This is a genomic window from Paraburkholderia strydomiana (assembly GCF_046030495.1).
GTDB lineage: Bacteria > Pseudomonadota > Gammaproteobacteria > Burkholderiales > Burkholderiaceae > Paraburkholderia > Paraburkholderia strydomiana_A.
On record NZ_JAQQCJ010000015.1, the window covers coordinates 35,206 to 59,312 of the forward strand.

Below are 24,107 nucleotides of genomic sequence, written 5' to 3' on the forward strand. Positions count from 1 at the left end.
GCTCACTTCGCGAGCACCAATGTATTCACGTCGTCCTGCACGTAGTAGAAGCCGTCGCCTTCGGGCGTCATCGCGAGGCCGAACAGGTCGCCGTTGCCTGGCGGCGATTGCGCCTTGTCGGTGTCGATCCAGCGTGCGTAGATCTGCTTGCCGGTTGCCGGATCGATCTCGACGATCTGGCCATTCAGCGCATTGGTCACGAGCAGGTGACCGTTGGGCGCGGTGACCATCGCGAGCGGGCGATGCAGCAGGCCGTCGGCGGTGAGCTGCCGGCCTACGCCGGCACTGGTGTCGCGCGTCATCGGATCGTGGATTTCGGTGATGCGGTTGCCGATCGCGTCGGACACGTACAGCACCTTCTGATCGTTCGACAGCGCGAGACCAGTCGGGCCGACGAGGAACACGCCCTTGTCTGCCTGCGCGCCGAAGCCGCTGCCCACCACGGTTTCCTTCTTCACGACGGGCGGCCGGCCGGCCGGCATGTCGAGGTCCAGACGCAGCACGGTGGCCTGCTTGAACACGGGCGGAGTGCCTTGCGCACCGCCCACGCCGAAGCCCGCGTTGCTGAGGAACAGCGTCGCGCTCGTGCCGTTGTCGACGACGGCCATGTTGCCCCACGGGTCGTTGATGTTCGGGCTGGTGATGGTGGACGCGACCTTGCCTTGCGGATCGAGCACGATCAGACAGCCGGCTCCCTTGGTGCCGGTCGTGCCGTCGTTGCTTGGCGTACTGCCGACGATCACGTAGCCCGACTTGAGCATCGTCATCGCGGTCGACAGGCCGATGCCGCCGGGGCATTCCTTCAGATCGCGCGGCACGGTGGCGAACACCGACATCTGTTGGGTGTCCGGACGATAGTTGATGATCGTGCTGCCGGTGCCCTGCAGATTGGTCGAGTTGTTGAAGTTGCCGACCAGCACGTCGCCCTGCTTGATGGTGCCCGCCGTGACCGGCGCGACCACTACCGCGTACGGGTTCTGGTCGCCGTTGTCGGGCACGGTGTTGATCAGCGTCGTGTGGTGCTTGATGGTTTCGAGGAAACCTTGCGGCTCGGCATACGCAGCCGGGGCCGTCGCGAAGGCGGCCGCGCCGGCAGCGGCGGCGATCAGGGCCCGCGCGGCGCGTGGCGAAAATTTGCGCGTGGGATGGTTCACGATTGAGCCTCCGTGCCTGCGCACAAAGCGGTGGTGTCGGTCATGATCGAAAGCATGGGTTCCGGTTTGTCGATAGCGTATGGGTTGGGCGCGAACCGCATCAGAAATTGATGTTGGTCCGTACACCGATGACGAACGTGTTGCGCAGCGGCTGCGTCGGGTCGTTCGGATTCTGGCCGGCGCCGGCATTGAACGTGTATTGCGCGTCGGCTTGCAGTTGCCACCACGGATTGACCTGATACTGATAGGTCGCCTCGAGCGCGGTTTCGCTGGTGCGCACGCCGTAGGGTCCGTTGGTGAAGGTCCGGAAATCCTCATCGAGTCCGTGCACGTGATTGCCGACCTTGATGTAGGTGAGCGCGAGGCCGACGCTGTCGTCGTCGCGGCCGGCGAACGGCGCTTTCAGCACGACGCCGAGGTTGGCCGCGATGCTCACCAGGTTGCGGTCGCCGGGGCCGCCCATCACACGCGCGAACACGCCGAGACTGCGCGGCTCGTCAGGATCAGGACGCCAAACCATCTGGTCGGCTACCGCGTAGATGCTGTAGTTGCCGCGATGATTCGCGGGCACGCCGGTCGAGGCCGGATTCGCCAGCGACAAGCCGTTGTTGTCGTAGCGCTGGTCCGCGAAGCTGTTGTTGTTGTACCAGACACCGATCTTGTAGGTGCCCGGCAACGCCCTGTTGCCCGTGCCGACCATTTCGCCGTCGGCCGGCTGGTTGATCGCGTACTGCAACTCGCCGATCCACAACGTGCCGTTGTGCAGATTGAAGTTGGTGCCGCTCAGGTTGTCCGGGTTGTTGCCGAGCGGGTCGCCGGAGAACACGCCGGCCAACGCCGTCAACGAAGGCGTGATCTGGCCGCGCACGCGCACGCCGAGGCCCGCCAGCGGATACGCCGGACCACCGGACGGCATGTTGTACGAGGGCAGTGCGGGCCAGCCGAACATCGTGTTCAGGAACAGTGCCGAGTACTGGCTGGTGATGAATTCCTGGTCGATACTTTGCTGACCGATCTTCACGTCGACTCGTTTGTTCAGAAACGACTGCTGGTACCACAACTCCCACAGGCGGGTGGTGTCGTCGGCTTCGATGCCGCTTGCCGTATTCAGCGTGCCGAGCTTGTTCGCGCTCAGGTTGGCGCCGTGAATCTGCAGCGCGCTGACGTTGAACAGGCCGCCGGGCAGGCCGAACGCTTTTTGCGTATCCATCTGCACGGTGGCGGTCGTCAGACCGTCGTAGTCCGCGCCGCGCGCGAGGCCGCCGCGCAGATTGGCGAGCACTTCGCTGGTCTCGGTGAGCGTGAATGTCACGCCGTACTTACCGAGCCAGGGACGCAGGCCGCCGATGTCGCCGAGCATCTGCTCACGGTTCCAGAAGCCGGTCCACTGGCTGGTCTGGGCAGCCTTGATGTTCAGATCGGCTTCGGGGGCTTCCGGTGTGGCATCGGGATTGGCTTCGGCCATCGCCGCAGAAGCCGTCAGCGAAGCCCAGGCGAACGCGGCGCAGAGCGCCGCATGCCGCATTGCGGGCAAACGCGTAGGATAAATTGTGACGGCACGCGCCGCGGAGTCGCGAGGCGGGTGCGCCTGAGCGGCGCGTGCCTGGAGTCGGGCGAACTTCATCGAAATCCTTATTCGTATGTTTCGATTGACCAATTCTTCACGGACCGGCGATGTCGCCAACCTGCGATTTGCCGTCACAGTCACAGCCCGCGACGCCGTGCAGCAGATAACGCGAATCGTACTCATGCGTATTGCGGGCGTCAATTTAAATGAGAACGATTCTCATCAATATTACTGACATGTAATTTTGTACGTTACGTATTGGTACTAATTGATATTTGTACGTAATTTGAACCGAATGAAAACGTAATTGAATCGTATGGGTGTGGTCAGATCGAACGTACTCGCGAGTGACGTGTCGAAGCGCACGATCAACCCGAAGCCCAATACAGTAAGGAGAGAGAGATGAAAACCCGCATTCTTTTGATGTCGATGCTGGTCGGCGGCAGTTTGTTTGGGAGCGGCGTTGCAAACGCGCAACTGAATTTGAAGCAGTTCGGCCTTGGCGGCGGCAATAGTTCGGCGGGCGCCGCGCCGGCCTCCGAAGGCAGCATGTCGCAGTTGCTGCAAACCTATGTGGGCGCGAACCAGCAGGTGCTCAGCGGCCAGTCGAGCCTCGCGTCGGCGATGGGCATGAGCAGTGCCGCAGGGCAGGCGCAGCAGGCCGCAGGTCTGCTGAGCGGAGGAACGCCGTCGGTGAGTCAGTTGACGCAGGTGGGCAGCACGCAGCAGTCGCTCTCGCAGAAGCTGACCGATGCGTTCGCGAGTCATGCAAGCGGTGGCGCGTCGGCAGCGCCGGTCAACAAGCAGGCGTTCACGGACGGCTTGTCGTCGCTCGGCAAGGGTGTGAGCCAGTATTCGAGCCTGCAGTCGGGACTCGGCAGCATCGGGCAGATGAGTCCGTCTTCGCTGTTGCAGTCGGGGCTGAATCCGCAGACGGCGCAGAGCGCGTCGTACATCGCGCAATCGGCGCCGGGTCAGTTGCAATCGCTGATGTCGACGCTGAGTTCGGCGGTGCAGTTCGCGTCGAGCAATGGCATTACCGTGCCGTCGATCGCGACCGCGGCATTGAAGGGTATCCAGTAGCACGCGGCAAGTGCTTTGGGCGCCGCTCAGTCGGGCGGCGCCTGACGCAGTGACGGAAAAACGCTCGAGGCGGGCGCATCGGGCAAGCGGCAAGCAAGCGTGGCAAATGCGGCTATGATCTTGTCCCGAAACCGCCGGACCGCGTAGCGGGCGCAAGTGTGCAGGTCCGTCAGCGTCCAGCTCAAAATCCTACCGGGACCACGCCGATGCCACACACCGTCAATCTGGAAAACTACTTCGCCCGCATCGGCTACGAAGGCCCGCGCGCGGCAACGCTGGAAGTTCTTCAGGCGATTCACCGGCTGCAGCCGGCCGCGATCCCGTTCGAGAACCTGAACCCGCTCACGCGGCGTCCTGTCGAGCTGGATCTCGAATCGGTCGAGAGCAAACTCATCACCGCGCGGCGCGGCGGTTACTGCTTCGAGCAGAATGCGCTGTTCGCCAACGTGCTGATGCAACTGGGTTTCGAAGTCACACCGCTGCTTGGGCGCGTGCTATGGGGCCGCGAGTTCGATGCCGTGCCGCCTCGCACGCACATGGTGTTGCGCGTCGACATCGGCACCGATGCGTGGATGGCCGACGTCGGCTTCGGCAGCGTCACGCTGACCGCGCCGCTGCGGTTGACGGCGGGTCTCGCGCAGCAGACGCCGCTCGGCACGTTCCGTCTCGCCGACGCATCGCGCGACGCGCTCTATCTCGAAGTGCGGGCTCACGACGAAAGCTGGGCGCGCGTCTACCGCTTCGACTTGCAGCCGGTGGAGTGGATCGATTACGAAACCTCGAACTGGTACACGTCGACCTCGCCCGATTCGATTTTCGCGGGCAACCTGATCGTGTGCCGCGTGTTGCCGCAAGCACGTCTGACGCTGTTCAACGATCAGCTGAACGAGCGAGCAGCCAACGGACAGATCGTTAGCGAGCGCCAGCTCTTCAGCGCCGACGAACTCGCCGTATGCCTGCGCGAGCGCTTCGGTCTGGACACCGGCGACGTCGATCTCGCCGAGGTGTTCGAACGCGTGCGCACACCGGTGCAAAGCGCGTAACGTGTGGCGTAATACGTGCCACGGCCCGTCGCCATGATCAAGCGCCTCATCCTGCAAACGGTGGTCTGGCTGGCAGCTATGGGCGCGCTGCTGTTCGGCGCGGCGGGCACCTTCGCGTGGCCGGCCGCCTGGTGGTATCTGATCGAACTGGGCGCGTTGAGTCTGTGGATCGGGCTGTGGCTCGCGCGCCATGATCCGGGGCTTCTCGCCGAACGTCTCGCGCCGTTCGTGCAGGCGCAGCAAAGCCGCTGGGACCGTGTCTTCATGATCTGCGTCGCGCTGGTGTGGTGCGCCTGGCTCATCGCGATGGGGTTCGACGCGATGCGCTTCCAATGGTCCGCGCCGCTGCCGGTCTGGCTAGTCAGTCTCGGTTCGCTGGGCGTGTTCCTATGCATCTTCATGTGCCGCTTCGTGTTTCAGGCGAATAGCTATGCCGCGCCGGTCGTGAAGATCCAGACAAGCCGCGGCCATAAGGTGATCGACACCGGTCCTTACGCGCACATCCGGCATCCGATGTATGCCGCCGCGCTGCTGCTGCTCGTCGGCACGCCGTTGCTGCTCGGGTCATGGTGGGGACTCGCGTTCGTGCCCGTGATGGTGTTCGGCATCGGCTGGCGCGCGGTGCGCGAGGAGCGCGTCCTCGCGGAGCAACTCGAGGGTTACAGCGAGTACATGGCGCGCGTGCGTTATCGCTTCGTGCCGTTCATCTGGTAGCGCGCATTCCGCTTCGCATGCGAACCTGTCTAGACAAAGTGATTCGCGCATCATGCGCGCGGCAGCTTCGTCACGCGACATCCGGTCACGAATAACACCTCGCAGAGCCTTATCGTACGGTGATGCATAGGGGTTTGCCCGATGATTCCGGCAATTTCCATTGAATCCACTTGCAGCCGCTTTTTGACTCGTGCAAGCTTGTCTATACAAATCAACGCGAACTACAAAAGCTAAAACACCCAGCTCGACGGTTTCCTCAATCAAAGGAGTTTCGACGTGAAAGTGAAGCGCAGAACGGCAGCAAACGCATTGATGGGCGCCGTTCTCGGCGCCGTGGCGATTTTCGCGGCCCCGGTGCAGGCCAAAGACTGGAAGACGGTGACGATCGCGCTGGAAGGCGGCTACGCGCCGTGGAATCTGACTTTGCCGGGCGGCAAGCTGGGCGGCTTCGAACCCGAACTGGTCGCCAATCTGTGCGAGCGCGCCAAGCTGCAATGCAACCTCGTCGCGCAGGATTGGGACGGCATGATTCCCGGTCTGCAAGCCGGAAAGTTCGACGTCCTGATGGATGCGATCTCGATCACGCCGGAGCGTGAAAAAGTCATCGCGTTCTCGCGGCCCTACGCCGCGACGCCTGCCACGTTCGCCGTGGCCGATGCGAAGATCTTGCCGAAGGCGGCGCCCAGCGCCGCCATCGTCAAGCTCTCGGGCGACCCGAAGGCCGACCAGCCGGCCATCGACGCGCTGCGCAAGCAGTTGAAGGGCAAGACCATCGGCATCCAGTCGGGCACGGTCTACACCAAATTCATCAACGACGGCTTCAAGGACGTCGCCAGCATCCGTGTCTACAAGACTTCGCCCGAGCGCGATCTGGATCTGGCTAACGGCCGCATCGACGCTTCGTTCGACGACGTGACGTACTACGCCGCCAACATCGACAAGAAGGAAACCGCGTCGATCACGATGGCCGGTCCGAAGATCGGCGGCCCGATCTGGGGGCCGGGCGAAGGACTCGCATTTCGCAAGCAGGACGCCGATCTGAGGGCGAAGTTCGACACCGCGATCGGCGCAGCGCTTGCCGACGGCACCGTCAGGAAGCTTTCCGAAAAGTGGTTCAAGACCGACGTCACGCCTTGATGCGCTGAGCGCTTGGTAGAGGCGGCGCGCGCAACGAGCGTGCACACGCCGGCTGGTTCGATCCGCGGTCATGGACGAGGAGTAGGGAATGGCTCTGATAGAAATGCTCGGCTTCGGGCCGGAAGGCTGGGGCGGCGTGCTGCTGCTCGCGGCGTTGATGACGGTCGCGCTCACGCTGGCCGCGCTCGCGGTAGGCGCCGTGCTCGGCGCGCTGGTGGCGGCGGCCAAGCTGTCGCGCTTTCGCACGCTGCGCGTGATCGGCGATATCTACACGACGGTGTTTCGCGGCGTCCCCGAGCTGCTCGTGATCTATCTGTTCTATTTCGGCGGCTCGACGCTCGTGACCACCGTTGGCCAGTGGTTCGGCGCGGAGGGTTTCGTCGGCGTGCCGCCGTTCGTGGTCGGCGCACTGGCGGTCGGCATGATTTCGGGCGCGTATCAGGCCGAGGTGTATCGCGCGGCGGTGCTGGCCGTGTCGCGCGGCGAACTCGAAGCCGCGCGCTCGATCGGCATGCCGACGCTGACGATGGCGCGCCGCATTCTGATTCCGCAAGTCCTGCGTTTCGCGCTGCCGGGCATCGGCAACGTCTGGCAGCTGAGCCTGAAGGATTCGGCGCTGATCTCCGTGACAGGGCTCGCGGAGTTGCTGCGCACGAGCCAGGTGGCGGCCGGCTCCACTCATCAGTACTTCACGTTCTTCGTAGTGGGCGGCGCGCTGTATCTGCTGATGACCAGCATCTCGAACCGGGTCTTCAACCACGCCGAGGCGCGCGTGGGCCGGTCCTTCAAGCGCAACTTCGCGCGCAACTGACGGGAGCGGCCACCATGCATTTCGATTTCGACTTTCTGCTCGACACGCTCAAGCAACTGCTCGCCGCGGTGCCGACCACGCTCGGGCTGTTCTTCTGCTCGCTGATACTCGGCGGTCTGCTGTCGCTCGTGATCGTGACGATGCGCGTCTCGCCGCACTGGCTGCCGAACCGCTTCGCACGCGCTTATATCCTCGTGTTTCGCGGCTCGCCGCTGCTGATCCAGATGTTCCTCGTCTACTACGGCATGGGCCAGTTCGGCGTGATTCGCGAGAGCTTCCTATGGCCGGTGTTGCGCGAGCCGTACCTGTGCGCGGTTTTATCACTCGCGCTGTGTACAGCGGGATACACCGCCGAGATCATTCGCGGCGGCCTGATGGCCGTGCCGGTCGGGCAGATCGAGGCGGGGCATGCGATCGGGCTGTCGGGCTTCGCGCTGCTGCGCCGCGTGATCGGTCCGATTGCCTTGCGCCAGTGTTTGCCCGCGTATTCGACCGAAGCCGTGCTGCTCGTCAAGTCGACCGCGCTCGCGAGCCTCGTCACGGTGTGGGAGGTGACCGGCGTTGCGCAGCAGATCATCCAGCAGAGCTATCGCACGACTGAAGTGTTCATCTGTGCGGCGCTGATCTATCTGTTTCTGAACTTCGTGATCGTGCGTGCGCTCGGGCTGCTCGAAACGCGTCTGTCGCGCCATTTGCGCGCGGCACCCGCGCAGCGCGCGCCGAACCGCCCGGTCTCGGGCTCCACTGAAACACGCCGCGCCGCGTCCTGAATGACCGGCCTGTCTGGCTTGAATCTGGATTGAAACTGGAGAATTCCATGAACGCTACGGCACCCGTCGCACTGTCGGTCAAGAACATTCATAAATCGTTCGGCGAGCATCACGTGCTCAAAGGCATTTCGCTCGATGCGCACCAGGGCGACGTGATCTCGATTCTCGGCGCGAGCGGCTCGGGCAAGAGCACGTTCCTGCGCTGCCTGAACCTGCTCGAAACGCCCGACGACGGTTCGGTCGCGCTCGCCGGCGAAGAACTGAAGATGAAGCGCCGCAGCGACGGCAAGCTGCAACCGAGCGACCGCCGCCAGGTGGACCGTGTGCGCTCGCAACTCGGCATGGTGTTCCAGAACTTCAATCTCTGGTCGCACATGACGGTGCTGGAGAATCTGATCGAAGGGCCGATGCGTGTGCAAAAGCGTAGCCGCGCCGAGTCCGTCGAAGAGGCTGAGGCGTTGCTCGCCAAAGTCGGTCTCGCGGAAAAGCGCGGCCACTATCCGGCGCATCTGTCGGGTGGTCAGCAGCAGCGCGTCGCGATTGCACGCGCGCTCGCGATGCATCCGAAGGTGATGCTGTTCGACGAGCCCACTTCGGCGCTCGACCCCGAACTGGTGGGCGAAGTGCTGCGCGTGATGCGCTCGCTCGCCGAAGAGGGCCGCACGATGCTGGTCGTCACGCACGAGATGGGTTTCGCGCGTCATGTGTCGAACCGCGTGATGTTCCTGCATCAGGGGCAGGTGGAAGCGGACGGCACGCCGGACGAAGTGTTCGTCGAATGCAAGTCCGAGCGCTTCCGGCAATTCGTGTCTAGCCATCAGGACCGCAGCACTCACTGATCAGTATCACCAGGTAATTGACCGAGCAGAGCACTATCATGGCCGTGATCCGTTCCGAACGTCCTCTCGACTGGTCTCAGGTGGCGGCAGTCGCCGCCGGCGAGCCGCTCGAGCTTTGCAGCGATGCCCGCGCGCGCGTGATGGCGGCGCGTGTGCTCGTCGAGCAGATCGTCGCGCGCGGGATTCGCGCGTATGGCGTGAATACCGGTGTGGGCGCGCTGTGCGACGTGATCGTGTCGCCGGCCGAACAGCGCACGCTGTCGCGCAACATTCTGATGAGCCACGCGGTCGGCGTCGGCGCGCCGCTCGGGGCCGCCGAGACGCGCGCGATCATGGCCGCCGCCGTCAACAACTTCGCGCACGGGCATTCTGGAATTCGCCTCGAAGTCGCGGAGCAACTGGTGGCCTTGCTCAATGCCGATTGTTTGCCCGAGGTGCCAGCCTTCGGCTCGGTGGGCTATCTGAGTCACATGGCGCATATCGCCCTGGTCTGTATCGGCGAGGGGCATGTGCGTTATCGCGGCGAGCGGCTCAAGGGACGCGACGCGTTGCAATTGCTCGGCCTCGAACCGCTCGTGCTCGAAGCGAAGGAAGGGCTGAGCCTGATCAACGGCACGCCGTGCGTCACCGGCCTCGCGGCGCTGGCGATGGCGCGCGCCGCACGTCTGCTCGACTGGACCGACATGGTCGCCGCGATGAGCTTCGAGAATCTGCGCGGCCAGCTCGCGGCCTTCGATGAAGACTCGCTTGCGTTGCGCATTTCCGCCGGCCTCAATCTGGTCGGCGAGCGGATGCGCATCACGCTCGCCGACAGCGGCATTCTCGCGGCGGTGGTCGGTCAACGCACGCAAGATCCGCTGAGCATGCGGACCATCCCACACGTGCACGGCGCCGCGCGCGACGTGCTGGCCGCAACCGCCGACGTGGTCAATCGCGAACTCGCGTCCATCACCGACAACCCGATCGTCGCCGGCACGCCGGATGCGCCGCGCGTCTATTCGCAGGCACATGCGGTGGGCGCGTCGATCGCGCTGGCCATGGACAGCCTCGCCACCGCGATCGCCCAGGTCGCCGCGATGGCCGAGCGGCGCCTCGACCGTCTCGTCAATCCGCTGGTCAGCGGCTTGCCGGCGTTTCTCGCGGAGCCGGGCGGCACCTGTTCGGGATTCATGATCGCGCAGTACACGGCGGCCTCGCTGGTGGCGCAGAACCGGCGCCTCGCGATGCCCGCGAGCCTCGACGGCGGCATCACGTCGGGCCTGCAGGAGGATCACCTGTGCCACGCCACGCCGGCCGCGCTCAAGGCACTGGAAATCATCGACAACGCCGGGCGCATCGTCGCGATCGAATTGCTGGCGGCGGCGCAAGCCTACGATCTGCAAAGTATCGACGCGCCGCGCGCGCCGCACACCGAAGCGTTGCGGCAACGCGTGCGGCGCGTCGTGCCGACCTATCGCGACGACCGTCCGCTCGCGGACGACATGAGCATAGCGTTCCGGATGATCGCCGACGAGGCGCCGCCGCCGTTGCCGAACCCGGGTAACATTGGGCCTCGCCCGGCCACCTCCGTGGACGGCGCGCAGCAGTTCGCACGCGTCACGGTGACGAATCTGGCGGCCGCGGGCAACGTCCGTGCAGCCGCGAGCGCCGCGGTCAACGACGGGCAGGCCGCCGCCCACATGGCATGATGGAAAACAATGCCGGTGAGCGGGCTGACCCGCCGGCTAACCGGCTACGGTGCACAACCCTGTACCACCGCGTACCACCCACGAGGTCGGAGTGAACACAACTACAAACGCGCAAACCGCACCGAACGCACCGAACGCACCGAACGCACCTGCAGCGCCGGGCGCGCAGACGCAGAGCCACGCCGGGCGCCACCGCGAGATACCGGTCAGGGCGATGCCTGCCTATGAGCAGATCAAGCGCTACGTGATCAAACGCATCAGCGCAGGCGACTGGAAGCCAAACGGGTTGATCCCATCGGAAATGGAACTGGTCAAGGAGTTCGGCGTCGCGCGCATGACGGTGTCGCGCGCGCTGCGTGAGCTGACCGCCGAGCGCGTGCTCACACGCGTGCAAGGCTCCGGCACGTTCGTCGCGCCGCAGCGTTATGAATCGACGGTGCTGGAAATCCGCAATATCGCCGACGAAATCGCCGCGCGCGGCCATCGTCATGCGGCGCGCGTGCTGACGCTCGAACCGAGCGACGATCCGCAGGCGCTCGAAGCGCTCGGACTCGCGAGCGGCCCGGCGTTTCATTCGTGCATCGTGCACAGCGAGGAAGGCGAGCCGATCCAGTACGAGGACCGCTACGTCAATCCGAAAGTATTCCCCGAATATTTGCAGCAGGACTTCACGGTCGAAACGCCGAATCACTACATGGTGCGGCTTGCACCCATCCAGCGCGCGGAGTTTCGCATCTACGCGCAGAAGCCAGACGCCCATGTGCGCCGGCATCTGACGATGGATATCGGTGAGCCGTGCTTGCAGCTCTGGCGTCGCACGTGGGTCGGCGACGACGTGGCGACGTCGGTGCGCTTATGGCATCCGGCGTCGCGTTTTCATCTGGCGGGGAACGTCTAGCGCGTTTTGCATCGGAGCGCCTCGAGGCAGCGCGCGGGGCGTTACCCCTGGCGCTGCGACATGTCCGGCGAAAAGCGGCAACCCAGCCGATAACGCGAGCCCGGATGCACGAAGCGCGCGAACGTCACCGCCACGCCACTCGTCCACGTGCGGCGCATCAGCGTGAGGCACGGCTCTTCCACGCGAATCTCCAGCAGCTCGGCTTCGGCGCGCGTCGGCAGCGCCGCGTCGACGACATGCTCGACGTCGTGCGCGGGCACGATTTCGAACAGATACTCCGACGGCCTGAGCGCCGAGAAGTCCTGCTGCAGAAAGTCCGGCGCAATCGCCGGATTCACATAGCGGTCTTCCAACTGCACGGGCAGGCCGTTCTCCCGATGCACACAGGTCACATGAAACACCGAGGCGCCGGGCGCGAGTCCCAACGCGTTCGACACGCTCACCGACGCCGTCTCGCGTTGCGACAGCACCGTATCGCAACGGTATTCGTGACCGCGCGAGCGAATCTCATCACCGATATGCGCGATCATCAGCAGGGTGGATTGCGGCTTGCTTTGCGCGACGAAGGTGCCGACACCCGACACACGCGTGACAAGCCCCGCGTCGGCCAGTTCGCGCAGCGCGCGATTGACCGTCATACGCGACACGCCGAGTGTCGCGACGAGATCCAGTTCCGATGGCAAACGATCGCCCGCCTGGCGCGCGCCCGATTCGATGATCTGGCGGATGTGATGTTTGACCTGTTCGTAGCGCGCGGCCGGGATCTCGTCGGCGGCGCGCGCGGTTTTCAGCGCCGCGGCGGCGAGCGGCTTGTCGTGAGCCTTGCTGCGAACCGTGGAGGTCATCGGCGGCGCTCGCTAGCGGTTGTGTGACGCGGGCGTGGGCACGGGCGACGGGTGGCGCGCGTTCATAGCGGCGGCGCGTCGTCGGCATCGCGCGTCCAGAACGCGTTGCGGTCGAAGTAGTTTTGCAGGAATTGCCGCAGACGCGGCTGCCCGGCATCGTGGAACACCTCACGCGGTTTGCCTTGCACGGCGATGCGCCCCTGGTCGATGAACATGACCTTGTCCGCGACCTGCGCGGCAAACCCCATTTCGTGCGTGACGACCGCCATCGTCATGCCGTCGCGTGCGAGCTGTTTCATCACTTGCAGCACTTCGCCGACCAGTTCCGGATCGAGCGCCGAGGTCGGCTCGTCGAACAGCATGATGTGCGGCTCCATCGCGAGCGCTCGCGCAATCGCCACCCGTTGCTGCTGGCCGCCGGAGAGCTTCGCCGGATACGCGTCGCCCTTGTGCGCGAGGCCCACTGTATCGAGCATCGCGTTGGCGCGGCGGCGTGCTTCGTCGCGCGACAGATGCCGCACGCGCAGCAAGGCTTCCATCACATTGCCGAGCGCGCTCATGTGCGGCCACAGATTGAACTGCTGAAACACCATGCCGACATTGCGCCGCACGCGATTGATTTCGCCCTGCGAAGCGCGCACCCGTTTGCCGTTGCGCTCGCTATAGCCGAGCAGTTCGCCTTCGATGCGCACGTCGCCCTGATCGTACGTTTCGAGTGCGGCGAGGCAGCGCAACAGCGTGCTCTTGCCCGAGCCCGACGGGCCGATGATGCACACCACTTCGGAGCGCGCGATCTGCAGATCGACGCCGCGCAGCACCTCGACATCGCCGAAGCGTTTGCGCAGATCGCGTACTTCGATCAGCGGTGCGCCGGGCGGCGTGGCCACGCCGGCGGCGGAGGCGGAGGAGGGCATGTCGGCGATGGCGTTCATAAGGGCTCCGGTTTCATGCGATGAAGCGTGCGATGCGGGTCTCGGCCCACATGCCCGCGCGCGAGGTCAGCTCGACCAGCGCGAGGTAGCACACGCACAGCACCAGCAGCGTTTCGACGAAAGCAAAGGTGGCCGAGCCGATGCCGGTCAGCACAAAGGTCAGCTCCGGCACGGTGACGATGGACAGCACCGCGGTCTCCTTGCTCAGCACGATGATCAGATTGGTCAGCGCGGGCACGATCAGCACCAGCATCTGCGGCACCTGGATGCGCAGCACGGCTTGCCAGCGCGTGAGGCCGAGACACGACGCCGCTTCGAGGTGTCCCGGCGGCACGGACTGGAAGCCGGAGCGGAATGCTTCGGCGAAATACGCGCTGCCGTAGAGGCCGAGGCCGAGCACGCCGGCCGTCATCGGTTCGAGCGTGAGGCCGATGGACGGGCCGCCGTAGTACAGCAGAAACAGCTGCACGAGAAACGGCGTGCCGCGAAACAGTTCGATATAGATGCGCAGGACGCCGCGCACCCAGCGTCCGCAGAACAGTTGCAGCACGGCGATCAGAAAGCCGATGACGAGGCCGATCGCGACGCCCGCGGCCCAGGTGCCGAGCGTCGTCGCGAGACCGGCGGCGATCGGCTGCAGGTTGTGCGTGATGACGGTGGGGTCGAGCGTTTGCATGGCGTGGGTGGCGTGGGCGCGAAATCAGGCGTGCTGCAAACGATATTCGGCGGTATGCGCGACGAGCGCGAGCGCACCGCAGATCACAAAGTAGATCAGCCCGGCCGCGAGATACGCTTCCAGCGGCCGGTACGTGCTGGCGGCGATGTTCTGCGCGGTGCGCGTCAACTCGGCTACGCCGACCACCGAGATCAACGACGAAGCCTTGATCAGCAGCACCATTTCATTGACGAGCGACGGCAGCGTGAGACGAAATGCCTGCGGCACGAGGATGCGCCGCAGCATGTCGAACGGCGAGAGCCCGAGCATGCGCGCGGCTTCGAGATGACCCGGCGGAATGCTGAGAAAGCCGCCGCGCAATATCTCGGCGATATATGACGCGGAACATAGCGACACCGCGCTGATTGCCGCGACGACCGGCGACACGTTGATGCCCGCGAACGGCAGCAGGTAGTACACGAGCAGCAACTGCACCAGCATCGGCACGCCGCGAAAGAAGAACACGTAAGCGCCGCCGGCCATGCGCGCCGCGCGCTTCGGCGAGAGCCGCGCCGCGCACACGCCGATCGCCACGAAGAAGCCGATCACGAGCCCCGTCAGCGAAATGCCGATGGTGGCGAGCGCCGCGTGCAGCAGCAATGGCAAGCCCTGAACGAAGACGGTCGTGCTGAACATAGGCGGAGCACTCGCTGGAACGATGGAGGGCGATGCGTCGCATCGAGGCGCGCATCGCGTGCGTCAGAGGCCGCGTGAGACGGTCAATAGTTCGGAACGGGCATCGTGGTCGGCGCGTCCATCGCGACGCCGAACCATTTCTTCTGCAAGGCCGCGAGGCGCCCGTCGTTGTGCATCTTCACGAGCGCGGCGTTGAACGCGTCGGCGAGCGGCTTGCTGTCCGCATCCTTGCGCAACGCGTAAGCGAAGTACACCTTCGCGCCGAACGGCGGCTGCACGACGGCGAACGTCTCCGGTCGCTGCTTGGCCACGTAGGCGATATTGGTCATCGAGTTCGCGACCGCCGCGATGCGGCCGGCGGCGAGATCGGCATAAGCCTGATTGTTGTCGACGTATTCGCGGATTTCAGGCGGCTTCGGCAACGTGGCCACGTAGGCCTTCAACTGATCGAGCTGCGCCGAGCCCTTGCCCGCGCCGACCGTCTTGCCCGCGATATCCGCCGATTGCTTGAGCGATGCATCGTTCGCGCGTTTGAGCAGCGCGTCGGTGGCGTCCGCGACCGGCAGCGTGTACGTGTAGCGCTCCATGCGCGCCTTCGTGACCGTCAGCGGACCGCCCACCATGTCGAACTTGCCCGCTTCGAGACCCGGCAGCACGCTCGGCCAGGGCAGGTCGATGAAGCGCACCTTCACGCCCATTTCCTTGCCGACCTCGGCGAACAGGTCCTTGTTGAAGCCCGCTTGCTGGCCGTTTTCGAGGAAGTCGAACGGCGCGAACTGCATCTCGGTGCCGACCACCAGTTCGCCGGCTTTCTTCACTTTGGCGAGCTGATCTTCCGCGTGTGCGGCGACGCTTGCCGCGCACAACGCCACCATGACCAGACGACACTTCCAGCCTGCAAGGATACTCATGGGATTCTCCGGTTGGCAAAGCGGTGTCGCGCGAAAGCAGTGCGTTCGACGGGTTCGGCGCGAGTCATGCGAGGCAGTATATACCGCGTTTTTCGCGTAAAACAAATAAACGTTCTGCTAGAGAAAAGCCCTTATATGAACGGACGAAATGCAGCTTGCGAGCACGCTTTTGGCGGTATATACAACGGCAATGCAGTGAGCGCGCGAACGCTTTGGCGCGCTCACTGCGCGGCGCTTCATGCGCGTGTTTCGTCCGTCGATTCAACCGCCCTTCAGGGAGCAACGCGATGCCCGTCACCCGCATTCCGATCATCGATTTCGCCGGCGTGCGCGCGGGCGACCCGCAGGCCTTGCAGCGAGTCGCGGCGCAAATCCGTGAAGCGTGTACGACGATCGGCTTCTTCTACATCGTTAATCACGGCGTGCCGCAAGCGTCGATCGATGCCGCCGCCGACGCGGCGCGCCGGTTCTTCGCGTTCCCCCCGGAGACCAAGCGGCGCGCGGCCGTCAATCATCGGCATCGCGGCTTCAACGCGCTCGGCGATGCCACCATGTATCAGGCGAAACGGCCCGACTATAAAGAGTTTTTCAGCATCGGCCTGGAGTTGCCCGAAGACGATCCCGACGTACTCGCGGGCCAGGCGCTGCGCGGGCCGAACAATTGGCCGGACTTCATGCCGGAGCTGCGTCCCGCGCTGTATGGCTACTATGAGGCCGTAGCGGCGTGCGGCGCCGATCTGCTGCGCGCGGTGGCGCTCAGCCTCGGCGTCGACGAAAATTTCTTCGCGCCGCGTTATACGAAACGGATGCAGCGCACGCAGATGGTCTACTATCCGCCGCAGCCTCCCCAGTCGGACGACGATCAGTTCGGTGTTGCGCCGCATACCGACTATGGCTGCATCACGTTGCTGTGGCAGGATCAGGTAGGCGGCCTGCAGGTACGCGAGATCGCCAACGACACCTGGGTGGAGGCGCCGCCGGTGGAGGGCAGCTTCGTCGTGAACGTCGGCGATCTGCTTGCGCGCTGGACCAACGACCGCTTTCGCTCCACGCTGCATCGCGTGATCAATGCGTCGGGGCGCGAGCGCTATTCGATCGCAACGTTCTATGATCCGACCTACGGCGCGACGGTCGATCCGCGCGAGCTTGGGGCGAGCGACGCCGAACTCAAATATCAGCCTGTCGCCGCGGGCGACTATATCCTCGGGCGCATCAACGATTCGATGGGCTACCGGAAGAAACACGCTGTTCAAGGAACGCAAGGAACCCCTGCATGACAGATCACGGCAGCGCGCATGGCGCAACGCATGAAGACACTCGCGGCGCCGCATCGCTCACATCGACACTCGACGCGTTACGCGCGGCACTGGGCGACGACTCGGTGCGCGTCGGCGAACAGATCGGCGAACGCGCGCTGACCGACTGGACGCGTCACGACCCGACGCGTCCCGCCGCGCTGCTATTGCCGCGCACCACCGAAGAGGTCTCGCGCGCGCTCGCCATCTGTCACGCGGCGCATCAGCCGGTGGTGCCGCAAGGCGGCATGACCGGCCTCGCGGGCGGGGCGATTGCGCGGGCTACGGATATCGCGCTGTCGCTCGAACGGTTGAGCGGCATTGAAGAGATCGACACCGCATCGGCCACGCTAACCTTGCGCGCGGGCACCACGTTGCAGGCCGCGCAGGAAGCCGCCGCCGACGCCGGCTTCGAACTCGCGCTCGATCTCGGCGCACGCGGCTCATGCCAGATCGGCGGCAATCTCGCGACCAACGCGGGCGGCAATCGTGTGATCCAGTCGGGCACCGCGCGCGATCAGGTGCTCGGTCTCGAAGTCGTGCTCGCCAATGGCGACGTGCTGACGTCGCTCGGCAAGATGGTCAAGAACAACACCGGCTACGATCTGAAGCACTGGTTCATCGGCTCGGAAGGCACGCTCGGGGTGATCACGCGCGCGGTGTTGCGGCTGCATCCGCAGCGCGCGGCGCGTCATACGGCGCTCGTCGCGCTCGACCATTACGACGCCGCCGTGAACCTGCTGCGCCGTTTGTCGATGCGCTTCGGCAACGACATCGGTGCGTTCGAGATCATGTGGCCGGACTTCTACGATTTCGGCGTGAAGCTGACCGGCGCGCGTTCGCCGTTCGCCGACGCGCATCCACTCTATGCGCTGATCGAGCACGCGAGCTTCGATGCGAGCGACGACGGCGAACGCTTCTCCGCCGCACTGACCGAAGCGCTTGATGCGGGTGCGATCCGCGACGCGGTGATCGCGCAATCGGTGGCCGACGTGCGCGCACTGTGGGCGATTCGCGAATGCACCGCTGAGTTTCCGGTGCGCCTCGACGCGATCAACTTCGACGTGAGCCTGCCGATCGGCGAGATTGGCGCGTTCGTCGAGCGTTGCCGCGCGGCGCTCGATCGACGCTGGCCCGGCAACGCGTCGTATTTCTTCGGGCATATCGGCGATTCGAATCTGCATGTGACCGTCGACGGCCATTCGATCGCCGGTGTCGATCACCATGCGGTCTACGCGTTCGTCTACGAGATGCTCGGGCCGTTGCACGGCTCGGTGTCGGCGGAACACGGCATCGGTTTGCTCAAGCGCGAGTTTCTGCCGATCTCGCGGTCGCCGGCGGAGTTGGCGGCGATGGCCGCAATCAAGCATGCACTGGACCCGCATGGCATTCTGAATCCGGGGAAGCTGTTCTGAGCGCGGGGGCCTGGTTGACCAGAGAGGCAGGACAGCGCACGGCGCGTTCCGGACACGCCCGAGGCTGCCCGGCACACGCCGCGTGAATCGTCAATGCGTGCTGACGGAGTCGAGTCCGGTCGAGCGGACGGTGGCCTGCGCAGCCGGCGAGGCGAGATAGTCGAGCAACGCTTTCGCTTCCTTCGGGTGCTGCGCGCCGACAGGAATGCCCGCCGCGTATCGCGTAACCGATTGCACCGACTCCGGGATCTTGCCGACGAACGTGGCGCCCTGTACCGGCAGCAATTCGCTGACCTGCTGGAAGCCCACTTCGTAGTCGCCGCTGGCGATGACCGACGCGACCGGGATCTTCGGCACCATCGTCGCCTTGGCCTTCACCTGATCTTCGATACCGAGGCGCTTGAACAATTCGCGCTGGATATACACGCCGCTCGCGCTGTCCGAGTAAGCGATCGATTTCGCGTGCAGCAACGTCTCTTTCAACGCGTCGACCGAACCGATGTCCGGTTTCGGCGCACCGGTGCGCACGGCCATGCCGATGCGCGAATCCGCGAGCTCGACGCGCGAGCCGGGAATCACCTTGCCTTGTTTGATCAGCTCGTCGAGCGCGTAACCGACCATGATGACCACGTCCGCAGCTTCGCCGCGTTCGAGCCGATTGGGAATGGCTTCGGGCGCTTTGCCCATCGACGGCCCGAGGATGGTGTCGAGCGTATTGCCGGTCGACGCCGCGAACTGCGGGCCGAGCAGCTTGTAGGCGGCGGTGAACCCGCCGGAACTCATGACGCGAAGCTCCGCCGCCTGCACGTTCGGGGCGGCGACCGCGCTGCCTAGCAGCCCGGCGGTCAACATGGACAGTAAGAAGATTTTCATCGGAACAGGTAGGGTGGTGCGAAGGTGGTGAAAGCGGAATGAAACGCGGCGCGCATCCTGCGGCGGCTGATGCCGCGCAGGATGAACCATACCTGAATGGAAGCAGCAGGAGAACCCGTGCACGGCGATCAGGCGGCGTGCAGGAACGGAACAGGCAGGGTCGATGCGGCGAAGACGCTTCGCCCGATCGCCGTCAATGCGCGTCGAGATACCGCGCAATCACCGGATAAACATCCACCGACGCGTTCTTGCCGAAGATGCAGTCGATATGCCCATAACCCGCAATCAGATGCCGCTCGTAGGGCTGTTCGGGAAAGTGCTTCACGAGCATATCGAAAGTCAGCTCAGTGCTTTGCGGCAGATAGGTTTCGTTTCTTTCGCCATGGATGAAGCCGATCGGCAGGCGCATGCCCGCGAGCCCCTTCATGCCGTCGGTGCCCGTGAGGTAGACATCCTTGCCGTCGGCATCGACGACCTTGCCCGCGCGCACCATCGTCGCCAGATGTTTGAAGACCTCGACGTCATGCACGCCGAGCAATTCCTGCAGATTCGCATGCAGTGTCTCGTTGAGTTTTTCATGCTCGTAGAGCAGGCCGTACAGGAAGGTCGCGCGATGGCAGATCGGGTTGCCGCAGCCTTCGTCGTGATCGATCGGGTAAAGCCGCAGCGCTTCGTCGAGCAGATTCCCGGGCCACGTGTCGTCCTGCGTGTACGCAGTGAGATCGCGCACCTTCAGATACTGCATGATGTCGGGGATATGCAGGCCGGCCTTGATCTTCTGCAACGTGCCGGGCACCGGATGCGTCGATACCTGCGAGATGACCGCCGAGCGCACGCCTTCGAGTCCGGACAGCAGCGACATGCTCAACGCGAGGCCGCCGAGGCAATGGCCGACCGCCTGTATCTGTTGCGCGCCGGTCAGCTCGCGGATCTTCGCGACGGCAGCGGGGATATCCTCGCGAGCCACCTTGTCGACATTGGTCGGCACCAGCACGCTCGGCATCTCGATGCTGACGCGCAGATCGACGAGCCACACGTCGTAGCCGGCCGCGCAAAGATACTCGACCATGTTGGTCGCGATCAGATCGGTCGAATAGATGCGGCTCGACACGCCCGAGCCGTGAATCAGCAGCACCGGACGCGCCGTTTTACGCGCGGGATCGACATAGCGCGTGAGCCGCAGGGTCGTGCCGTCGGGTGTATCGAAGAAAAAGATCTGCGGCGCCGGCGCGCGCAGCGCCCGTTTCAGACGCGGGGTCGTCTTCGGGTCGAAGTATTGCAACGGCCCGGCCACGCCGCCGTATTCGGTGAACAGCACGCCCGCGAAGAACTTGCCGAACTTCAGCGTCCATTCGAGGCGGGTCTCCAGATCGGGCGCGTGGGTCACTTCGAGCGTGCGTTGCTGCTTGAGGAAGTTCTCCGGCGTGATGATCAACGTGGCTTTGCCGATCACCGGCGCGTCGGCTTGCGGCGCGTCGCGAAGCTCGGCATGGAGCGTGTTGGTCTGCTCCCACAGATTGACCGGCGACGTGCGTGTGATGATCTTCTGACCGGCGAGGTAGTACGTTTTTCCGTCTGCGGCGTTGAGCGTCATGCGATAGTTCATGTCGCGCTCGTCCACGTCCGAACTGTCGACGACGAACAGGTTGAACGTACCGTCCGTGATCGTCATCGGTTGTGCCGAGAGCGCGGGGCAGGTCAGCGTGCCGGCGGTGCGGGCGAGATGCTGCGGATTGCCAAGCATATCGGCGAGGTCGTCCGATTCGACAGTCAGCGTGAACTCAATCGGACTCGTGGCGGGCTCGCCTGTGAGGCCGGGGCCGTTCGGCGTGTATGTGCCGACCATCGTTTCCGTGAAGCGCAGGCCGATTTTTTCGGCAGGCGGCGTCGCCGCGCTGCCCTTGGACTGATAGTCGATCGACCAGCCGTGCGCGGCCGCGAGCAGTGCGCAATTGCGTTCGGCGAGCGCGGAGATGGTCAGAAGCGGATTGACGCCGAGCGACATCGGCATCACCGCGCCGTCCATCACATAGAGGCCGTCATGCACCGCATTGCCCGCCGTGCCGCTGAACACGCGGCCCAGGTGATCGACCACCCCACGTTCGGCGTCCTCGCCCATGCCGCAGCCGCCGAGCGGATGTACGGTGACGGTCCGGTTGCCGACGATCTCCGTGGAAATCGGATTGCGCAGGTACTTGCCGCCGAGCGGCACGGTCGCCTGTTTCAGCGCGTCTTCGATCGTTTGAAAGATCGGCTGGCGGCCCGCGTTGTCCCATGCGATGCGCGCGCGGCCCCGGTCGTCGATGCCGATCTGGCCGCTCTCGTCGTCGTGCGCCATCACCAGGTAGCTTTGCGTATGGTGGAGCGCGCCGTGATACGGGCCACGCAGCAGGCTCCCGATCACGCGCGCGTCGTAGGCGAGCCGCTCATGCAGCGAGCGCGGTCCGCCCACGTCCACGCCTTCGAGCGGCGCAGCTGCGCCGAGCATGCCGACGAGCGCCGCGCCGAGCGGCCCGGCGAGCGAGCCTTCCTCGATCACGTAGCCGTCTTTCACGTTCGCGGTGTTGCGATGGTCGATCAGGCCTGTGATGGTCGGCCCGACCGGCGCAATCTCGCCTTCTTCGTGCGAGCCCCAGCCGACGCCGTTGATCGGATCGTCGGTGTTGTAGGCGAAGGCGAGCACGTCGCCGTTGCCGGTGAAGTGCCGGCCGAGCATGTCCGAACTGCTCAGCCCTTCTTTGCGCGAGCGCAGCAGCAGCGCCGTCGAACCGATCGTGCCGGCCGCCACGATGACGATGTCGGCGCTCACGAACAGTTCGGGCGCGTCGTAGCTTTCGCGTCCGAGCGCGACGAGCTGGAAGCCGACCTTCCATTTCTCGGGGCCCGTCTCGCGCGTCACCGCATGCACCGCGGCGCCCGTGAAGATCTGCGCGCCGTGCGCGACCGCATCGGGCAGATAGTTCATGTGCGTCGAGTTCTTCGCTTCGTAGTTGCAACCCGAATTGCAATCGCCGCAACCCACGCAAGCTTTCTGATCGATGCCCGCGGCGTTCGCCCCTGTTGTGAAGGTCACGGTGATCGGCGGGCGGCTGAAGCGGTCGGCCATGCCGAGCGCCTGGGCCGATTTCTCGAGCGCCTGCAATTTCGGCAGCGTGGGAAAGGTGGCGGGCACCGGCGACGGTTGCAGCATCGCGCGGGCCAATGAATAGCCGTGATCGCGGCCCGTCTTGTCGGCGCGCAGCGCGGCCGGCCAGCGCGGATCGTCCCACAGGCGCGGGTCGGCTTCGAGCGCGACGTTCGCGTTGATCAGCGAGGTGCCGCCCAGACCGCAGCCGACCACCGCGTTCACGTCTTCGTTGACGTGCACTTCGAGCAGCGCGAGCGGCGAGCCGATTTGCGCGGCGGCGGTGTTGTACTGGATCTGCGTGGCGCCCTGAAACGGCGTGCGCGGAAATTCGCCGGCCATGAATTCGCGCCCGCGTTCGAGCACGCACACGCTGCGGCCCGCGCGTGCCATGCGGCTCGCGGCAATCGCGCCGCCGTAGCCCGAACCCACCACGACCACGTCGTAATGGCCTTTCAGCGCCGTCGGCGCGCTCGATAAGCGGTTCATCAGGACCACCTCGTCTGGAATCGAATGCGGGGAAGGGGACGCCGGACTTCGGAAGGAAGACGGTGCGCGGCCGCAGCTTTTTTATCGTAGGTCGTGCGGGGCGACAAAAAAAGCGCGGAGTGCGCAATGCGCGATGTCAAGGGCGCGTCGCGTGCTGCCAACGCCGCGCCCCGTCTCTGTTATGCGGCCACTTCATTCAATTCGCTGTCGCTCGATTCGGCGGCAAGCAGATTCAGCGCGAGCAGAATGACCGCGCGATTGTCGATGTCGATGGCGATCCCCAGCACGTCGGTGAGCCAGCGGCCGATCTTGGTATTGGAAAAATCTTCGGCGCCGGCCGTCTTTTTCATCGTGACGCCGAGTTTGACGGCGCGATAGTGATAGGAGGGCACCCGATGCTGAGCCGCGACGGCCGACAGGCCGCCTTTGCCTTCCGAGCACCAGCCGAGGCTGCCGGCCAGCACGATGCGCTCGGGCTCGTCGAGACCGTCGATGAACTCGCGCGCGGCGAGCCGCACGCGCTGTTCGTCGAGGCCGTATTGCAGCAGCACGCTTTCCACCGGGTCTTCGAGCGCATGGGCGCGCAGATCGATTTCCTGCGCCATGCCTTCGGTTTCCATCGACACGTTGCGTTGATGGCCCGCGCTGCGCAGACAGTCGATCAGATAGCGGCGGAAATACGCGCACACCGCGTAGCCGTTCGACGGCGCGCTGTCGGCGCAGGCATGGGTCTCGGTGTGGCCCGGCGCGAGCCGCAGTACTTTCGCGTAGATGAACTGCGCGACCAGCTCTTCCTTGTCCTCGCCGAGCGCCTGCAATTCCAGCGGGTGATAGGTGCGCAGCGCCCGCTTGACCAGCTCGACCATCGACACCATTTCGTCCGCGGACAGGCGGGTGCGCCGACGCCACAGATCGGGCAGGATCGCATCGTCGAGATTGCGGACGAACTCGTAGCTCGGAACTGCGCCCATGAAAACCTCCGTCAGGGGTAAGGCGAGGAGCGCGGTGAGCCTTGGCTGCGGGCCGGCGGGTGAAGCGTGGAGCGTTGAAGCCGCGCTGGAATGTGAGTTCAGTATGGTTCGCGGCAACTGCTTCGCCTATATGGATTAAGTGGTAGCTGATGGGTAAACTGCCGGGTAAACCTTCTGACGAGAAACCTGCCATTCGT

22 protein-coding genes are annotated in these 24,107 nt (G+C 64.7%); 12 read left to right on the forward strand and 10 right to left on the reverse strand.

The window, feature by feature from the left end; all coding sequences use genetic code 11:
- Positions 1-2: 2 nt before the first annotated feature.
- Positions 3-1,154 (reverse strand): hypothetical protein, encoded by a 1,152-nt coding sequence (locus PQQ53_RS20350; RefSeq protein WP_408325718.1) that lies wholly within the window; start codon positions 1,152-1,154, stop codon positions 3-5.
- Between the two features lie 100 nt (positions 1,155-1,254).
- A complete protein-coding gene (locus PQQ53_RS20355; RefSeq protein ID WP_408325720.1) occupies positions 1,255-2,778 on the reverse strand; it encodes a carbohydrate porin in 1,524 nt (507 codons plus the stop codon).
- Positions 2,779-3,123: 345 nt separating this feature from the next.
- Here PQQ53_RS20355 and PQQ53_RS20360 point away from each other — a divergent pair, with 345 nt between their 5' ends.
- The 9 genes from PQQ53_RS20360 (at position 3,124) to hutC (PQQ53_RS20400) (ending at position 11,704) form a co-directional block, all read left to right on the forward strand.
- Complete coding sequence (locus PQQ53_RS20360) at positions 3,124-3,804, forward strand: hypothetical protein (protein WP_408146665.1); 681 nt, start codon at positions 3,124-3,126, stop codon at positions 3,802-3,804.
- A 206-nt stretch (positions 3,805-4,010) separates the two neighbouring features.
- On the forward strand, positions 4,011-4,847 hold the full coding sequence (locus PQQ53_RS20365) for an arylamine N-acetyltransferase family protein (RefSeq protein ID WP_408325723.1): 837 nt from the start codon (positions 4,011-4,013) through the stop codon (positions 4,845-4,847).
- Between the two features lie 33 nt (positions 4,848-4,880).
- Positions 4,881-5,561, forward strand: coding sequence for a methyltransferase family protein (locus PQQ53_RS20370; RefSeq protein WP_408154839.1), 681 nt, complete (start codon positions 4,881-4,883; stop codon positions 5,559-5,561).
- A gap of 312 nt (positions 5,562-5,873) precedes the next feature.
- Positions 5,874-6,698: a transporter substrate-binding domain-containing protein gene (locus PQQ53_RS20375; protein ID WP_408155055.1), complete on the forward strand. Its 825-nt coding sequence runs from the start codon at positions 5,874-5,876 to the stop codon at positions 6,696-6,698.
- A gap of 88 nt (positions 6,699-6,786) precedes the next feature.
- The gene (locus PQQ53_RS20380) at positions 6,787-7,509 is read left to right on the forward strand and encodes an ABC transporter permease (protein ID WP_121321560.1); all 723 of its coding nucleotides are present in this window, start codon (positions 6,787-6,789) and stop codon (positions 7,507-7,509) included.
- A gap of 14 nt (positions 7,510-7,523) precedes the next feature.
- Entirely contained in the window at positions 7,524-8,279 is a 756-nt protein-coding gene (locus PQQ53_RS20385; RefSeq protein WP_408146671.1) for an ABC transporter permease, read from the forward strand.
- A gap of 47 nt (positions 8,280-8,326) precedes the next feature.
- On the forward strand, positions 8,327-9,118 hold the full coding sequence (locus PQQ53_RS20390) for an ABC transporter ATP-binding protein (RefSeq protein ID WP_408154841.1): 792 nt from the start codon (positions 8,327-8,329) through the stop codon (positions 9,116-9,118).
- A gap of 38 nt (positions 9,119-9,156) precedes the next feature.
- Positions 9,157-10,806, forward strand: a complete 1,650-nt coding sequence (locus PQQ53_RS20395) for an HAL/PAL/TAL family ammonia-lyase (protein ID WP_408325726.1) — start codon at positions 9,157-9,159, stop codon at positions 10,804-10,806.
- A 91-nt stretch (positions 10,807-10,897) separates the two neighbouring features.
- Positions 10,898-11,704, forward strand: a complete 807-nt coding sequence (hutC, locus tag PQQ53_RS20400) for a histidine utilization transcriptional repressor HutC (RefSeq protein ID WP_408325728.1) — start codon at positions 10,898-10,900, stop codon at positions 11,702-11,704.
- A 41-nt stretch (positions 11,705-11,745) separates the two neighbouring features.
- Here the strand turns inward: hutC (PQQ53_RS20400) and hutC (PQQ53_RS20405) are convergent, their stop codons facing one another.
- From hutC (PQQ53_RS20405) to PQQ53_RS20425, 5 genes are all read right to left on the reverse strand, one after another.
- Positions 11,746-12,549 (reverse strand): histidine utilization transcriptional repressor HutC, encoded by an 804-nt coding sequence (gene hutC / locus PQQ53_RS20405; protein WP_408325731.1) that lies wholly within the window; start codon positions 12,547-12,549, stop codon positions 11,746-11,748.
- Positions 12,550-12,611: 62 nt separating this feature from the next.
- Positions 12,612-13,481 (reverse strand): amino acid ABC transporter ATP-binding protein, encoded by an 870-nt coding sequence (locus PQQ53_RS20410; RefSeq protein WP_408146681.1) that lies wholly within the window; start codon positions 13,479-13,481, stop codon positions 12,612-12,614.
- Positions 13,482-13,494: 13 nt separating this feature from the next.
- The gene (locus tag PQQ53_RS20415) at positions 13,495-14,157 is read right to left on the reverse strand and encodes an amino acid ABC transporter permease (protein ID WP_408146683.1); all 663 of its coding nucleotides are present in this window, start codon (positions 14,155-14,157) and stop codon (positions 13,495-13,497) included.
- Between the two features lie 24 nt (positions 14,158-14,181).
- Positions 14,182-14,832 carry an amino acid ABC transporter permease gene (locus PQQ53_RS20420; protein WP_408146685.1) on the reverse strand — a complete coding sequence of 217 codons (651 nt, stop codon included), beginning with the start codon at positions 14,830-14,832 and terminating at the stop codon, positions 14,182-14,184.
- Positions 14,833-14,915: 83 nt separating this feature from the next.
- Complete coding sequence (locus PQQ53_RS20425; protein ID WP_408154851.1) at positions 14,916-15,743, reverse strand: transporter substrate-binding domain-containing protein; 828 nt, start codon at positions 15,741-15,743, stop codon at positions 14,916-14,918.
- A gap of 287 nt (positions 15,744-16,030) precedes the next feature.
- On the opposite strand from PQQ53_RS20425, the gene PQQ53_RS20430 reads away from it, so the two are divergent.
- Together PQQ53_RS20430 and PQQ53_RS20435 are read left to right on the forward strand one after the other, a co-directional pair.
- On the forward strand, positions 16,031-17,020 hold the full coding sequence (locus tag PQQ53_RS20430; protein ID WP_408146689.1) for an isopenicillin N synthase family dioxygenase: 990 nt from the start codon (positions 16,031-16,033) through the stop codon (positions 17,018-17,020).
- Positions 17,017-18,453, forward strand: a complete 1,437-nt coding sequence (locus tag PQQ53_RS20435; RefSeq protein WP_408325734.1) for an FAD-binding oxidoreductase — start codon at positions 17,017-17,019, stop codon at positions 18,451-18,453. Before PQQ53_RS20430 ends, PQQ53_RS20435 begins: the two co-directional genes overlap by 4 nt.
- Before the next feature lie 90 nt (positions 18,454-18,543).
- Here the strand turns inward: PQQ53_RS20435 and PQQ53_RS20440 are convergent, their stop codons facing one another.
- From PQQ53_RS20440 to PQQ53_RS20450, 3 genes are all read right to left on the reverse strand, one after another.
- Positions 18,544-19,326 carry a substrate-binding domain-containing protein gene (locus PQQ53_RS20440; RefSeq protein WP_408325737.1) on the reverse strand — a complete coding sequence of 261 codons (783 nt, stop codon included), beginning with the start codon at positions 19,324-19,326 and terminating at the stop codon, positions 18,544-18,546.
- 193 nt (positions 19,327-19,519) lie between these two features.
- The gene (locus tag PQQ53_RS20445; protein WP_408325740.1) at positions 19,520-22,939 is read right to left on the reverse strand and encodes an alpha/beta fold hydrolase; all 3,420 of its coding nucleotides are present in this window, start codon (positions 22,937-22,939) and stop codon (positions 19,520-19,522) included.
- Positions 22,940-23,118: 179 nt separating this feature from the next.
- Complete coding sequence (locus tag PQQ53_RS20450) at positions 23,119-23,910, reverse strand: hypothetical protein (RefSeq protein ID WP_408325742.1); 792 nt, start codon at positions 23,908-23,910, stop codon at positions 23,119-23,121.
- Between PQQ53_RS20450 and PQQ53_RS20455 the strand changes: the two genes are divergently transcribed.
- Positions 23,909-24,049: a hypothetical protein gene (locus PQQ53_RS20455; RefSeq protein ID WP_408325745.1), complete on the forward strand. Its 141-nt coding sequence runs from the start codon at positions 23,909-23,911 to the stop codon at positions 24,047-24,049. The two genes, PQQ53_RS20450 and PQQ53_RS20455, sit on opposite strands and share 2 nt — an antisense overlap.
- Positions 24,050-24,107: the final 58 nt, after the last annotated feature.

What these genes read in the sequence shown, in the direction of transcription:
- PQQ53_RS20450 (WP_408325742.1), bottom strand. Translation starts at nt 23,910, where the DNA reads ATGGGCGCAGTTCCGAGCTACGAGTTCGTCCGCAATCTCGACGATGCG.
- hutC (WP_408325731.1), bottom strand. Translation starts at nt 12,549, where the DNA reads ATGACCTCCACGGTTCGCAGCAAGGCTCACGACAAGCCGCTCGCCGCC.
- PQQ53_RS20440 (WP_408325737.1), bottom strand. Translation starts at nt 19,326, where the DNA reads ATGAAAATCTTCTTACTGTCCATGTTGACCGCCGGGCTGCTAGGCAGC.
- PQQ53_RS20445 (WP_408325740.1), bottom strand. Translation starts at nt 22,939, where the DNA reads ATGAACCGCTTATCGAGCGCGCCGACGGCGCTGAAAGGCCATTACGAC.
- PQQ53_RS20385 (WP_408146671.1), top strand. Translation starts at nt 7,524, where the DNA reads ATGCATTTCGATTTCGACTTTCTGCTCGACACGCTCAAGCAACTGCTC.
- PQQ53_RS20360 (WP_408146665.1), top strand. Translation starts at nt 3,124, where the DNA reads ATGAAAACCCGCATTCTTTTGATGTCGATGCTGGTCGGCGGCAGTTTG.
- PQQ53_RS20395 (WP_408325726.1), top strand. Translation starts at nt 9,157, where the DNA reads ATGGCCGTGATCCGTTCCGAACGTCCTCTCGACTGGTCTCAGGTGGCG.
- PQQ53_RS20370 (WP_408154839.1), top strand. Translation starts at nt 4,881, where the DNA reads ATGATCAAGCGCCTCATCCTGCAAACGGTGGTCTGGCTGGCAGCTATG.
- PQQ53_RS20355 (WP_408325720.1), bottom strand. Translation starts at nt 2,778, where the DNA reads ATGAAGTTCGCCCGACTCCAGGCACGCGCCGCTCAGGCGCACCCGCCT.
- PQQ53_RS20430 (WP_408146689.1), top strand. Translation starts at nt 16,031, where the DNA reads ATGCCCGTCACCCGCATTCCGATCATCGATTTCGCCGGCGTGCGCGCG.
- PQQ53_RS20390 (WP_408154841.1), top strand. Translation starts at nt 8,327, where the DNA reads ATGAACGCTACGGCACCCGTCGCACTGTCGGTCAAGAACATTCATAAA.
- PQQ53_RS20410 (WP_408146681.1), bottom strand. Translation starts at nt 13,481, where the DNA reads ATGAACGCCATCGCCGACATGCCCTCCTCCGCCTCCGCCGCCGGCGTG.
- PQQ53_RS20425 (WP_408154851.1), bottom strand. Translation starts at nt 15,743, where the DNA reads ATGAGTATCCTTGCAGGCTGGAAGTGTCGTCTGGTCATGGTGGCGTTG.
- PQQ53_RS20455 (WP_408325745.1), top strand. Translation starts at nt 23,909, where the DNA reads ATGAAAACCTCCGTCAGGGGTAAGGCGAGGAGCGCGGTGAGCCTTGGC.
- PQQ53_RS20380 (WP_121321560.1), top strand. Translation starts at nt 6,787, where the DNA reads ATGGCTCTGATAGAAATGCTCGGCTTCGGGCCGGAAGGCTGGGGCGGC.
- PQQ53_RS20375 (WP_408155055.1), top strand. Translation starts at nt 5,874, where the DNA reads ATGGGCGCCGTTCTCGGCGCCGTGGCGATTTTCGCGGCCCCGGTGCAG.
- PQQ53_RS20420 (WP_408146685.1), bottom strand. Translation starts at nt 14,832, where the DNA reads ATGTTCAGCACGACCGTCTTCGTTCAGGGCTTGCCATTGCTGCTGCAC.
- PQQ53_RS20415 (WP_408146683.1), bottom strand. Translation starts at nt 14,157, where the DNA reads ATGCAAACGCTCGACCCCACCGTCATCACGCACAACCTGCAGCCGATC.
- PQQ53_RS20365 (WP_408325723.1), top strand. Translation starts at nt 4,011, where the DNA reads ATGCCACACACCGTCAATCTGGAAAACTACTTCGCCCGCATCGGCTAC.
- PQQ53_RS20435 (WP_408325734.1), top strand. Translation starts at nt 17,017, where the DNA reads ATGACAGATCACGGCAGCGCGCATGGCGCAACGCATGAAGACACTCGC.